Raw genomic sequence first — 12,590 nt, 5'->3', positions numbered from 1 at the left:
GGTGCGCGATCGCGAACGCGGGGGTGGCGGGGCCGGGATGATGATCCGGAAAAGTTGATGCTCTCGACGGCGGGTGGGGCAGGTTGCGGCGCCGATCTCTCGTACAGTTTGCGCCGTGGGATCTCTGCGCAATCCGGTCGGGCCGCTTCCCTCCTCCATCTACTGGCGACGGAGGGCCGTTCTGCTGTCCATGCTCGCCCTGTTGGCGCTGCTGGTGACCTGGGTCATGACCTCCGGGGGCGGCGGCAGGGACAGCGCCGGCGGAGCCAACGGCAAGAATCCCTCCCCTTCCACCATCACGCCGGGGCCCTCCGGGTCCGGGCCGGCGATCAGTCAGGCGCCGGGCGGGCGTGATGAGTCGGGTGGCGACGGGGACGGAGGTGCCGGGGCGGGTTCCGGGTCGGATGCCGGGGACGGGGCCGGGAGCGGCCCGGGGTCCGGCGGTGATGCGAGTGACGGGGACAAGGGCGGCGGCGGAGCCGGCTCCGGGGGGTCCGGGGCCGCGGGTGGCGCCGTCGACAGCGGTGGCGGGGCCGTCGGTACGCTCCCCGCGGGTTCCGCGCTGCCCCGGTGCACCGCCGACGCGGTGACGTTGACGCTGCGCAGCCTGCACAACACCTACTCGCCCGACCAGACGCCCGTCTTCCGGATCACCGCGAAGAACTCCTCCGGCGGGGACTGCAAGGTCGATCTCGGGCCCCGGAACACGGTGGTGACGGTCACTCAGGCGGACGGCGACAGTTCCGGCGACGACCCGTACTGGTCGTCGGCCGACTGCCCCGAGGGGGCGTCCAGCCTGGTGTACCGGGTGCCCGCCCGCAGCAGCATCACCTACACCGTGCGGTGGGACCGCAGGGCCGGCGCTCCCGGGTGCGGGACGCCTCCGGCGGGGGTGGCCCCGGCGGGGACGTACCTCGTGGAGGCTCGGGCCGCGGGGTTCGCCACGGCTCAGACGTCGTTCGTGCTGAAGGCGGACTGAGCGCTCCGCTGCGGGCGGGGGTGTTGTGCCGAGGGGGGCTTGCGCGCGGTTCGCCCTGCCCCTCGGGGGCGCTGTCCCGCCGGCGGGCCGGCCGAGCGGAATGCCGGGGCGGAGCGCCGGGGCGGCGTGCCGGGGTGGTGTGCCGGGGTGGAGTGCACGCCGCCGGGTGCCGCGCCGTCGTGGTGCGGCGCCGTCGCGGTGCGGCGTGCGGGTCCCCGCGCCCTCGGGGCGGGAGCGGGCCGGGGCGCGTGGGGTGTGTGCCGCGCCGTCGTGGTGCGGCGCGCGGTCAGACGTAGCGCTCCAGGATGGAGGACTCGGCCAGGCGGGAGAGGCCTTCCCGGACGCTGCGGGCCCGGGCCTCGCCCACGCCGTCCACCGTCTGGAGGTCGTCCACGCTCGCCGCGAGCAGCTTCTGCAGCCCGCCGAAGTGCTCCACCAGCCGGTCGATGATCGCGCCCGGCAGCCGGGGGACCTTCGCGAGCAGGCGGAAGCCGCGCGGAGAGACCGCCGAGTCGAGCGTCTCGGGTGAGCCGGTGTAACCCAACGCCCTCGCCACCGTGGACAGTTCGAGCAGCTCCGCATGCGTCAGCGCGTCCAGCTCGGCCAGCGCCGCGTCGACCGTGCGGGACCGCTTGGCGGTGGGCTCGGGCACATAGTCCCGTACCACCAGCTCACGCTCCGGCTCCACGCCCGCGATCAGCTCGTCCAACTGCAGGGCCAGCAGCCTGCCGTCCGTGCCCAGTTCGACCACGTACTCGGCGATCTCCGTGGCGATGCGGCGCACCATCTCCAGGCGCTGCGCCACCGCCGAGACGTCCCGGACCGTCACCAGGTCCTCGATCTCCAGCGCCGACAGCGTGCCCGCCACCTCGTCCAGGCGGAGCTTGTAGCGCTCCAGCGTCGCCAGGGCCTGGTTGGCGCGCGACAGGATCGCCGCGGAGTCCTCCAGGACACGCCGCTGGCCGTCCACGTACAGCGCGATCAGCCGCATCGACTGCGAGACCGACACCACCGGGAAGCCGACCTGCTTCGACACGCGGTCCGCCGTGCGGTGGCGGGTGCCGGTCTCCTCCGTCGGGATCGTCGGGTCCGGGACGAGCTGCACACCCGCCCGGAGGATCTTCGACAGGTCGGAGGACACCACGATGCCGCCGTCGAGCTTGCACAGTTCCCGCAGCCGCGTCGCGGTGAACTCCACGTCCAGCACGAAACCGCCGGTGCACATCGTCTCGACCGTCTTGTCCGAGCCCAGCACGATCAGACCGCCGGTGTTGCCGCGGAGCACCCGCTCCAGGCCGTCGCGCAGCGCCGTCCCCGGTGCGACGGCGCTCAGGGAGGCGCGCATCAGGCGATCGGAACCGGCACTCCCACCGGACTTTCCGGGAGCTGCTGCCCGGTCGTTGGCTGCCACTGCACTCCTCCGGTCGCGGGTTCTGGGGCGCCCCCGTATGCGCACTCGGTTCGTACGGACGGGCGAGACCAGGGCAAAGTCTACCGGCGGTCCTCCGCCTCCCGGGGGGCCTCTCGGCGACGGGAGCGCGGCAGCACCCGCAGCGCGTCCCCCATGTCCGCCACTTCCAGCACCTTCATCCCCGGCGGAACCCTCCCCGGGTCGCCCGGCACCAGGGCGTGGGTGAAGCCCAGCCGGTGCGCCTCGGCCAGCCTGCGCTGGACCCCCGTGACTCGTCTGACCTCGCCGGCCAGGCCCACCTCGCCGATCGCGACCAGGTTCTTCGGCAGCGGAGTGTCGCTCGCCGCCGACGCCAGCGCCAGGGCGACCGCCAGGTCCGCCGCGGGCTCGGACAGCTTCACTCCGCCCACCGTCGCGGAGTAGATGTCCCTTTTGCCCAGAGCGCTGATCCGGCCGCGCTGTTCCAGCACGGCCAGCATCATCGACACCCGGGAGGTCTCCAGGCCGGAGGTGGTGCGGCGGGGCGACGGGATCTGCGAGTCGACCGTGAGCGCCTGCACCTCGGCGACCAGCGGGCGGCGGCCCTCCAGCGTGACGGTCAGGCAGGTGCCCGGCACCGGCTCCGCACGGCGGGTCAGGAACAGGCCGCTGGGGTCGGCCAGGCCGGTGATGCCCTCGTCGTGCAGTTCGAAGCAGCCGACCTCGTCGGTGGCCCCGTACCGGTTCTTCACGCCCCGCACCAGGCGCAGCCGGGCGTGCCGGTCGCCCTCGAAGTGCAGCACCACGTCCACCAGGTGCTCCAGCAGGCGGGGGCCCGCGATGGCGCCGTCCTTGGTGACGTGGCCCACCAGGAGGGTGGACATGCCGCGCTCCTTCGACGCGCGGATCAGCGCCCCGGCGACCTCGCGCACCTGGGCCATGCCGCCCGGGGCACCGTCGATCTCGGGGGAGGCGATGGTCTGTACGGAGTCCAGGACGAGGAGTGACGGTTTCACCGCGTCCAAGTGGCCCAGCACGGAGGAGAGGTCGGTCTCCGCGGCCAGGTAGAGGTGGTCGTCGAGAGCGCCGATGCGGTCGGCGCGGAGGCGGACCTGACCGGCGGACTCCTCGCCGGTCACGTACAGCGTGCGGTGCTCCTCGCTCGCGGACTTCGCGGCCACGTCGAGGAGCAGGGTGGACTTGCCCACGCCGGGCTCACCGGCCAGCAGGACGACGGCGCCGGGGACCAGGCCGCCGCCCAGGACGCGGTCCAGTTCGGGGACGCCGGTGGGGCGGGCGGTGGCCTGTCGGCCGTCCACCTGGCCGATGGGGAGGGCCGAGGTGGTGACGCGGCCGGGGGCCGTGGTGCGGACGGCGGGGGCGCCGTACTCCTCGACCGTGCCCCAGGCCTGGCACTCCGGGCAGCGGCCCAGCCATTTGGCCGTCTGCCAGCCGCACTCCGTGCAGCGGTAGGACGGGCGGTCCTTGGTGGTCTTGGTGCGGGCAGCCATGGGGAAACGGTAGCGGGCGCCTCCGACAGTGCGGGGTGCCTCCGGCGGTTGGGCTGAGTCGGGCTGGGCTTGGGTGGGGTGCCTGCGGGTGCCTGCGGGTGCCTGCGGGTGCCTGGGGTGCCTGGGGTGCCTGGGGTGCCTGGGGTGCCTGGGGTGTCGGTGGGTGGTGCCGGTGCCGGTGCCGGTGCCGGTGCCGGTGCCGGTGTCGGTTGTGTCGGTTGTGTCGGTGGGTGCTGGTGGGTGTGTGTGCCTGCGGCGGCCTGTTGTGGTGGTGGGGTGGCTGGGGTTGCGCCGGTGGTCGGTGGGTGGGTCGGGGCCGTGCCGGGGGGTGTCCGTCCTCGGTCCGGCGGTGGGGTGGGTGGGGTGGTGGGGGGTGTGGGTGCCGGACGCTGCGGGCGGGCACCCCCCGGCGCGTCCCCTTCCCGCCGTGGGCGGCCGACCCGCCGTGGGTGGTCGACCCGCCATGGGGCGACCCGTCGTGGGTGGTCGACCCCCCCGCCGTGGGTGGGCGACCCGCCGTGGGCCGACCCGTCGTGGGTGGTCGACCCGTCGTGGGTGGTCGATCCCGGTGGGCGGTCGACCCGACCCGCCCTGGGCCTCTGTGGTGGGCGCCTGGTGGGTGCTGCTCGCGGGGGCCGTGGGGCTGTTCGCTGTGGGTGGTCGACCCGTCGTGGGTGGTCGATCCCGGTGGGTGGTCGCCCCGACCCGTCGTGGGCCCCCTGTGGTGGGCGCCCTGCGGTGGGTGCTGCTCGTGGGGGCCTGCCTGTCGTTGGGGGCCGTGGGGTGCTCGCTGTGGGTGGTCGGCCCGTCGTGGAGAGCCGGCCGACCGTGGCCCTGCGGTCGCCATGGGGCCCCTGTCCGCCAGGGGCGGGCGCCGCCGGTCAGCGGGACAGGCGCACCCGGTCGGCGCAGCGGTCATGGATGCGGCCCGCGTGAGCGGCCCCGCCGGAAGAGCTGACCCTGTCGTACGACACCCACGCGTCGGCCGCGGTGATCGGCTGATCGCAGGCCAGGCACATGCGCACGTCGGTCATCTTCTCGAAGTGGTCACACAGCGCGGACAGGACCCGTGCCAGCTTCCGGGCATGGATCAGCGCGCCCTCGGCGCCCGGCTCCGGCCGGGCGCGCAGCTTGCCGCGCGCCTCGCCCACGCACGCGAGCGCGCAGTAGCGGGGCACGTCATCGTGCGACAGGCCGGCGGCCGCCTGCTCGATCTCCGGGATGAGCAGCTCCACGCTTCCGCGGAGCAGGCCGGTGAGCACCTCCAGGTCCGCCTCGGCGGGCATGTCGGAGCGGGGCGGCAGCAGGCGGCCGACGGCGTCCCGCATGGTGGCCACGTCGGGCGGGGCGATGTCGCCCGCGGTGGTGTCGTTCGCTGCGGTGGCGGTCATCGGGCCGTACCGCCGTGCCGGTGGACCGGACAGGCGCACGGGGCGAGCCGGGTGCTCAGCGGCTCCGGCAGGGGCTCCCAGCCGTGCGGCACGGTCACCGTCGCGCGCGGCGGCGAGACGACCCCCGAGCGGCTGACGCTGTAGACCTCGATCGTGAGCTTGGCGCCCGAAGCGCGTTCGCGGGTAGCGGTTGTACCGTTCGTCATGTCGACGCTCCTTGCAGGGCCGGCCACGCCCCGGGGCCGGTAGCACGGTCGCCGGGGTCCTTGCTGTTCCTGGTTCGAGGGTCGCCCTTCGCGAGTAACTGGGGGATAACCAGCGAGTGTTACCGAGGCGGTAATACTCTTGTTTCCCGGTTCGGCACAGCGCAACGAAGCGCATACGATCACACCGGAAGTTGGCCTCATGGATGCCACCACCCCCGGCCTGCTCGCTCCAGAGGTCCTCGAACGCGAGGATGTCCGCCGAGCCCTGGCAGAGCACGACTTCTCGGCGGCCTTCGCCCTCATCAAGAAGTGGGGCGGCCTGTCGCAGAACCGCATCGCGGCAGCCTGCCGGCTCACGCCCGGCAAGGTCTCCACGATCATCAGTGGCCAGCAGCACGTCACCAGCTTCGACGTGATCTCCCGCATCGCCGACGGGCTGCGCATCCCCGGGCGCATGGTTGGGCTTGCCGACCAGCCCTGGGAACGACAGCACGACACCCCGGACCTGCAAACGCCGACGGTCTCACGGACGTCCGATGACGCACCCTGGGAACCCGTGGCGGTGGTAGGTCTGGCCACCGACCTGACCAGGAGCGACCTCGTGATGGACCGCCGTGCAGCCACGCGCGCCCTCGCCGGCGCTGCCGCATCCGGAGCCGCGCTGCTCGATTCCCTCGAAGGCTGGCTCCAGCCCGTACCGGGAGCTGAACCTGGGCGGCGACCAGGTCGCATCGGGCCGCGGGAGGTCAGGGAACTGGAGACCACGGCACGCGCCTTCAAGGCCTGGGACCACCGCTTCGGCGGGGGGCTGCGCCGCAAGGCTGTCGTTGGCCAGCTCAACGAAGTCGCCGGCCACCTCGAAGAGCACCAGGCCCCCGACGTGGAACGCAAGCTGTTTCGGGTCTTGGCTCACCTCAGTGGAACGGCAGCCACAATGGCATGGGACTCAGGGTTCCACCGCCACGCCCAGGACTACTACCGGTTGGCGCTGCGAGCGGCCCATGCTGGCGGGGACGTAGCCTTCGGTGCCAACGTGCTGGCGGGCATGGCCCGGCAGATGCTGTATCAGGACCGGCCCCAGGACGCCCTCGAACTCGTGCGCCTCGCCCAAAAGGGCGCCAGGACGGTGGCCACGCCGCGCCTTGGGGCCATGCTCCACACTCGTGAGGCCTGGGCATACGCGGCCATGGGGCGCACAGCCGCGTTCCGGCGAGCCACCAGCGAGGCGAGCGAGGCACTCACCGCGGCCGAGGGAGGCGACGAGCCCTACTGGATCGCATACTTCGACGGGGCCGAGCTGGCCGGGGTAACGGGCGGCCGGCTTCTGGACATGGCCCGCGACAACCCGCAGCAGCACGCGGAGGCAGCGGCGGAGAACATCCGGAGCGCGCTTGCGAGCCGCGGCGCGGAGGCCGGACGCAGCCACGCTCTCGACCTGATCGGGCTGGCAGAGTGCGCGTTCCTCATGGGCGATGTCTCCAGCGCGGTTGCCCACACCCACCGCGCCGTTGATGCCGCAGGGCTGACCCAGTCGAACCGCGTGCGTGATCAGCTTGGCAAGTTGTACCCGTACACCGTCGGTCACTCAGCATCGCGTACGGTCAGCGAGGCGCGAACGCGGATTCGCGAAGTCCTGTCGAGCTGAAGGAGCTAACCCGCCGTGACCACGATCGCCGTGACCGGGCACATGGACCTCACAGCCAGCAGCACGCCACTGGTGCGCGACGCGTTGGAGGAGACGCTGAAGCCGTACGCGGACAACCTCACTGGCGTCTCGTGCATCGCGAAGGGCTCCGACTCCCTCTTCGCGGAAGTGGTGCTGGAGCTTGGGGGGCACCTCGTCGCGATCATCCCCTCGACGGACTACCGGGCGAACAAGGTCAAGCCCGACCATGCCGACACCTTCGACCGCCTGACCGCTGCTGCCGACGAAGTCGTTGTGCTGAGCAACGAGACCGCCAACCGAGCAGCGTACGAGGACGCCAACCGGGAGCTGCTCCACCGCGCTGACCGGCTCGTCGCGGTCTGGAACGGTGAGCCGCCGAGCGGGAAGGGCGGCGGCACGGCCGACACGGTTCTTGAGGCGCGCGAGAGCGGGCTGCCCGTGGACGTCGTATGGCCAGACGGCGCAGCCCGCGGCTGAGGAGGTCTCGGCGCCAGCTAGGATGCGGCGCTGTTACAGCTGCCCCGCCCTGGCCGCTTGAGATCCCGCGTCGTCGTCTGCCCACCCGACGAGACTGTCGGTCGCTGCGTCCGAGTGGACGGGACGATCCTGGGCCTGGCCGCGTACTGTTCGCCGTCGTCCATCCGATCCCGAGCAGTGCACCGCGGGCAGGCGCTTGGCAGGTCGGCGCGGCGGCGCACGCTGTTCCCGTCGAGCGCGAGGGTGTGCAGCAGGGCGTCGAGAACGCGGGCCGCGAACTCGGCACCGCGCAAACGGCCCCAGAGCTCGGCCTGCTGCGGGGTGAGGTCCCCTCGCGGCCAAGCCTCCGGCCTCGGTGTGGGCGGCGCGCGCCTCCTGCACGGGGATGGCGTCGAGGGCCTGGCGCAGGGAGTCGCGCATCTGGCTGATGCACTCCTCGTAGGCGATGCCCCGGGACACCCGGTTCTCCACGGGCTCGTGGCTGGGGTTGCGCCGGTGGTCGGTGGGTGGGTCGGGGCCGTGCCGGGGGGTGTCCGTCCTCGGTCCGGCGGTGGGGTGGGTGGGGTGGTGGGGGGTGTGGGTGCCGGACGCTGCGGGCGGGCACCCCCCGGCGCGTCCCCTTCCCGCCGTGGGCGGCCGACCCGTCGTGGGCGACCCGCCGTGGGTGGTCGACCCGTCGTGGGCGACCCGTCGTGGGTGGTCGACCCGCCGTGGGCGACCCGTCGTGGGTGGGCGACCCGTCGTGGGTGGGCGACCCGTCGTGGGTGGTCGACCCGTCGTGGGTGGTCGATCCCGGTGGGTGGTCGACCCGACCCGTCGTGGGCCTCTGTGGTGGGCGCCTGGTGGGTGCTGCTCGCGGGGGCCGTGGGGCTGTTCGCTGTGGGCGGCCGACCCGTCGTGGAGAGCCGACACGGCCGTGGGGGCCGACCCGCCGTGGGGCCCCTGTGGTGGGTGCTGCTCGTGGGGTCTGCTCGCTGTGGGGGGGGCGAGTCGGCTCGGGGGCCTTGAGGGGCGCTTGTCGTGGGTGGTCTGCCCGGGGCGGGGGCCAGGGCAGGTCGGGCGGCGTCCGCTGCGGTGCGGCGGCGCCTTGGAGGGGCGCGGGGAGCGGCGCGACCGGCCACGACGGCGCTTCGGTCGGGCGGCGTCGCAACGCGGCACCTCCTGCGGAGTGCTCGGTGGCGGGCGGCCGACCTATTGCAGGGGGTGTCCCCTTATGAGGGATCGTTTCACCCGTACGGAGTAAATGTGCTCAAGGTGCCGGAGGGGCGGGGTGTCCGCCGCCTACGGTCGCACGGGTGATGAGCAGCAGCCCGGAGATCTCGACCCGCACCGCCGGCGCGCACCGGGCGCACCGGGAGGCGCGTGACCGTGGTGCGGCCAGGACGGTCGCGGAGCGGACGCCCGCGCGCTACGAGCCGTTCCTGGACGGGCTGTTCACCTACTGCCTGTCCGTGCTGTGCGACCACGACGCGGCCACCGCCGTGCTCGGGGACGTGCTCGCGCTCGCCGAGCGGCGCGGGACGCGGGCCCCGGACGCGGCGGGGGAGCGCCGGGCCTGGCTGTACGCGCTGGCCCGCTGGGCCTGTCTGCGCAGGATGGCCGACGCCCAGCAGAAACGTCAGGCCTCTCATGCGGCCGGGCGGCACGGGCCCCGGCCCCGGCCCGCTCCGCCGGGCCCCGCGGTGCCGCAGGAGGTCCGGGAGCGGCGGCGGCGCGAACTCGCCCTGCTCGCCTGGCCGGAGGCGGCCGGCACCACCCCGGAGCAGCGGGAGGCGCTGGAGCTGGCGGTGCGGCATCACCTCGCGGCCCACGAGGTGGCCGCCGTGCTGGGCATGGATCAGGCCTCGGCCCGTGAGCTGCTCGCGTCGGCCGCGTGCGAGGTGGAGCGCACCCGTGCGGTGCTGGCCGTCGTGGAGAGCGGCGCCTGTCCGGGGGTGGCCCGGCTCACCGGCGACAGCCGGTTCGTGCTCAGCAGCACGCTCCGCCGTGAGCTGGTGCGTCATGTGGACGACTGTCCGCGCTGCCGCCGTGCCGCGCAGCGTGCCGTGCCCGGCCGCTGGCCCGGTGCGACCGTCACCCCGGAGGAACTGCCCGTACTGGAGGCGCCGCGCGCCGCGCTCTCGCCCGCCCTGGCGCATCGGCCACGGGCCCGTGGCGCCGCGGTCCCGCGCTTCGACCGGCGCGGCTTCCCCATGGACCCCAAGGACCGTGCCGCCCGGCGCGACCGGCTGCGGGCCCGGGCGGTGACGACGACGGTGGTCGCCACCGTGGTCGCCGCCCCGGTGATCGCCCTGTGGTCCGCCTACCGCGGCGGCCCCCACGAGGGGGAGGGCGAGAGTGGGGGGCCCGGTGCCTCGGCCACCCGTGAGCACGGGCCCGGGGACCTGGACGGGGGCGGCGGCGGTTACGAGAACGCCGGCAACGCCAGTACGCGGCCCGACACCGCCGACACCCCCGGGCCGGACGTATCCGTCGAGGTCGTCGGCGTCAACGGGGCCGGCACCAGGGGGCCGGGGCAGCTGGAGGTGTCGGCCGCGACCTCCGGCGACACCACACTGATCACCCTCACCGCGTCCGGGGAGGGGCCGGTGAGCTGGTCGGCGTCCGCGGGCGCGTCGTGGCTGTACCTGAGCCGGGCCTCGGGAACGCTGCGGCCCGGCGAGTCGGTGACGGTCAGGGTGTACGTGGACCCGCTGCGCGAGCCCGCCCGCGCCTGGCAGGCCCGGGTGGCGGTGGCCCCCGCCGGAGTGGTGGTCACCATCGAGGGATACGGCACCGCGCCGAGCCCGGCCGCGCCGGAGCCGCGGCCCGGCGAGGAGCCCTCGCCGGCCCGGCCCACGCCCACGGCGTCCGCGTCGCCCGCACCGAGTGATCCGCCCGAGTCGCCGGAGCCGACGCCGAGCGGTTCCTCTCCCGGCGCACCGGCCTCCTCGCCGCCGCCGGACGACGACGGCGGCGGCGGCGATCCGAGTCCTTCGCCCTCCGCCTCGTAGACCTCTCCCGGTGCGGGTCCTCAGGCCGGGTCGGCCGGGTGGGGGGCCAGCAGGGGCAGCCGGGAGGCCAGGCGCTGTTCGCACAGCTCGGCGAGACGGTCGTAGCCCGCCTTGCCCATCAGCTCGGTCAGCTCGGCCCGGTAGGAGACGTACACCGGTTCGCCGGCCCCGTGCGCCGAGGCCGCCGAGGTGCACCACCAGTGCAGGTCGTGGCCGCCGGGACCCCAGCCCCTGCGGTCGTACTCGCCGATGGAGATCCGCAGGACGCGCGTGTCGTCCGGGCGGTCGATCCAGTCGTAGGTGCGCCGGACGGGCAGCTGCCAGCACACGTCCGGCTTGGTCTCCAGCGGCTCGCGGCCCTCCTTCAGCGCCAGGATGTGCAGCGAGCAGCCCGCCCCGCCGGAGAAGCCGGGCCGGTTCTGGAAGATGCAGGAGCCCTGGAACGGGCGGGTCTGCCGCGAACCCTCGTCGTCCTCGCAGACCCAGCCGCGCTGCATGCCCTCGTCGTGGTGCTGCCAGAGTTCCGGCGTGAGACGCGCCACGTACCCGGCGACCCGCTTCTCGTCGTCCTCGTCGGAGAAGTGCGCGCCGAGCGAGCAGCACCCGTCGTCCGCACGGCCCGCCTGGATGCCGTGGCAGCCGCTGCCGAAGATGCAGTTCCACCGCGAGGTCAGCCAGGTCAGGTCGCAGCGGAAGACCTGCTCGTCATCGGCGGGGTCGGGAAACTCCACCCATGCGCGCGCGAAGTCGAGCCCCTTCTCGTCGGCCTCCCGGAGCTCCCGGTCCCTGCGGGTCCGGGCCTCCTGGGCCTTCCGTGACGGCTCCGGCGCTGTCGCCCGCGAAGAAGCCCCGGCCGATTTGGCCTTCTTGTCGTTCTTCGCCTTTTTCGTCTTTGGCACCTGTCCAGGGTAAGTCGCCGGACACCCCTGCCGGGACCGTCGTGCTCACGTCCCGGGGGGCTGAGCACGGTCCGGCTGGCAGTAGCGTTCCGTACATGAGACTCGGTGTCCTGGACGTGGGAAGCAACACGGTGCATCTGCTGGTGGTGGACGCGCACCCCGGCGCACGGCCGCTGCCCGCGCACTCGCACAAGAAGGAGCTGCGGCTGGCGCAGCTGCTCGACGAGGCCGGTGCCATCGGCCCCGACGGGGTGGACCAGCTGATCGCCGTCGTCCACGACGCCCTGCAGGCGGCCGAGGACAAGGGCGTCGAGGAACTGCTGCCGTTCGCGACCTCCGCCGTGCGGGAGGCCAGCAACGCCGACGACGTCCTCGCGCGGGTGCACGCCGAGACGGGCGTCGCGCTCCAGGTGCTGACGGGCGCGGAGGAGGCCCGCCTCACCTTCCTCGCGGTACGGCGCTGGTTCGGCTGGTCGGCCGGGAAGCTGCTGGTGCTGGACATCGGCGGGGGCTCGCTGGAGATCGCCTACGGCATCGACGAGGAGCCGGACGCCGCGGTGTCGCTGCCGCTGGGCGCCGGCCGGCTCACCGCGGGGTGGCTCCCGGGCGATCCCCCCGAACCCGCGGCGATAAAGGCCCTGCGCCGGCATGTCCGCGCCCAGATCGCCCGTACCGTGGGCGAGTTCAGCCGCTTCGGGGCCCCCGACCACGTGGTCGCCACCTCCAAGACGTTCAAGCAGCTCGCCCGGATCGGCGGCGCCGCCCGCTCCGCGGACGGCCTGTACGTCCAGCGCGACCTCAAGCGCGAGTCGCTGGAGGCCTGGGTCCCGCGGCTGGCGGGCATGACCACGGCGGAGCGGGCCGAGCTGCCCGGAGTCTCCGAGGGCCGGGCGAACCAGCTGCTCGCCGGGGCCATGGTCGCCGAGGGCGCCATGGACCTGTTCGGGGTGGAGACGCTGGAGGTCTGTCCCTGGGCTCTGCGGGAAGGCATCATCCTCCGCAAACTCGACCATATGCCCACCTAGGTGACATGAAGGACGGAGGGTTCTGCCGGGAATCTCCCCGAACGGGGAGAACG

General features: G+C 73.8%; 10 protein-coding genes. 5 read left to right on the top strand and 5 right to left on the bottom strand.

The window, feature by feature from the left end:
• Nucleotides 1-115 precede the first annotated feature (115 nt).
• Nucleotides 116-979, top strand: coding sequence for a hypothetical protein (locus AC5K6T_RS19995; RefSeq protein ID WP_493210936.1), 864 nt, complete (start codon nucleotides 116-118; stop codon nucleotides 977-979).
• Nucleotides 980-1,265: 286 nt separating this feature from the next.
• Here the strand turns inward: AC5K6T_RS19995 and disA are convergent, their stop codons facing one another.
• The 4 genes from disA to AC5K6T_RS19975 form a co-directional block, all read right to left on the bottom strand.
• Nucleotides 1,266-2,390, bottom strand: coding sequence for a DNA integrity scanning diadenylate cyclase DisA (gene disA, locus AC5K6T_RS19990; protein WP_493210935.1), 1,125 nt, complete (start codon nucleotides 2,388-2,390; stop codon nucleotides 1,266-1,268).
• 80 nt (nucleotides 2,391-2,470) lie between these two features.
• Nucleotides 2,471-3,880 carry a DNA repair protein RadA gene (gene radA, locus AC5K6T_RS19985; RefSeq protein WP_493210933.1) on the bottom strand — a complete coding sequence of 470 codons (1,410 nt, stop codon included), beginning with the start codon at nucleotides 3,878-3,880 and terminating at the stop codon, nucleotides 2,471-2,473.
• 881 nt (nucleotides 3,881-4,761) lie between these two features.
• Complete coding sequence (locus AC5K6T_RS19980; RefSeq protein WP_493210932.1) at nucleotides 4,762-5,271, bottom strand: DUF6415 family natural product biosynthesis protein; 510 nt, start codon at nucleotides 5,269-5,271, stop codon at nucleotides 4,762-4,764.
• Entirely contained in the window at nucleotides 5,268-5,477 is a 210-nt protein-coding gene (locus tag AC5K6T_RS19975) for a hypothetical protein (protein ID WP_493210931.1), read from the bottom strand. The genes AC5K6T_RS19980 and AC5K6T_RS19975 overlap by 4 nt, the downstream gene beginning before the upstream one ends.
• A 199-nt stretch (nucleotides 5,478-5,676) precedes the next feature.
• On the opposite strand from AC5K6T_RS19975, the gene AC5K6T_RS19970 reads away from it, so the two are divergent.
• The 3 genes from AC5K6T_RS19970 to AC5K6T_RS19960 all read left to right on the top strand — a co-directional run bounded on the left by AC5K6T_RS19970 (nucleotide 5,677) and on the right by AC5K6T_RS19960 (nucleotide 10,613).
• Nucleotides 5,677-7,122 carry an NsdA family TPR-like regulatory protein gene (locus AC5K6T_RS19970; RefSeq protein WP_493210929.1) on the top strand — a complete coding sequence of 482 codons (1,446 nt, stop codon included), beginning with the start codon at nucleotides 5,677-5,679 and terminating at the stop codon, nucleotides 7,120-7,122.
• A 15-nt stretch (nucleotides 7,123-7,137) separates the two neighbouring features.
• On the top strand, nucleotides 7,138-7,620 hold the full coding sequence (locus AC5K6T_RS19965) for a hypothetical protein (protein ID WP_493210927.1): 483 nt from the start codon (nucleotides 7,138-7,140) through the stop codon (nucleotides 7,618-7,620).
• A gap of 1,295 nt (nucleotides 7,621-8,915) precedes the next feature.
• Complete coding sequence (locus AC5K6T_RS19960; protein WP_493210925.1) at nucleotides 8,916-10,613, top strand: BACON domain-containing protein; 1,698 nt, start codon at nucleotides 8,916-8,918, stop codon at nucleotides 10,611-10,613.
• A gap of 20 nt (nucleotides 10,614-10,633) precedes the next feature.
• On the opposite strand, the gene AC5K6T_RS19955 is transcribed toward AC5K6T_RS19960, so the two are convergent.
• On the bottom strand, nucleotides 10,634-11,512 hold the full coding sequence (locus AC5K6T_RS19955; RefSeq protein WP_493210923.1) for a DUF3109 family protein: 879 nt from the start codon (nucleotides 11,510-11,512) through the stop codon (nucleotides 10,634-10,636).
• 95 nt (nucleotides 11,513-11,607) lie between these two features.
• On the opposite strand from AC5K6T_RS19955, the gene AC5K6T_RS19950 reads away from it, so the two are divergent.
• Entirely contained in the window at nucleotides 11,608-12,537 is a 930-nt protein-coding gene (locus AC5K6T_RS19950; protein ID WP_493210921.1) for a Ppx/GppA family phosphatase, read from the top strand.
• Nucleotides 12,538-12,590: the final 53 nt, after the last annotated feature.

It is taken from the genome of Streptomyces sp. B8-7, from assembly GCF_058833805.1.
The sequence above is the reverse complement of the archived record's forward strand: the minus strand, read 5'-3'. Positions and strand labels throughout refer to the sequence as shown.

Coding starts and splice junctions, on each gene's coding strand:
- radA (WP_493210933.1), bottom strand. CDS start 3,880: ATGGCTGCCCGCACCAAGACCACCAAGGACCGCCCGTCCTACCGCTGC.
- AC5K6T_RS19975 (WP_493210931.1), bottom strand. CDS start 5,477: ATGACGAACGGTACAACCGCTACCCGCGAACGCGCTTCGGGCGCCAAG.
- AC5K6T_RS19980 (WP_493210932.1), bottom strand. CDS start 5,271: ATGACCGCCACCGCAGCGAACGACACCACCGCGGGCGACATCGCCCCG.
- AC5K6T_RS19970 (WP_493210929.1), top strand. CDS start 5,677: ATGGATGCCACCACCCCCGGCCTGCTCGCTCCAGAGGTCCTCGAACGC.
- AC5K6T_RS19950 (WP_493210921.1), top strand. CDS start 11,608: ATGAGACTCGGTGTCCTGGACGTGGGAAGCAACACGGTGCATCTGCTG.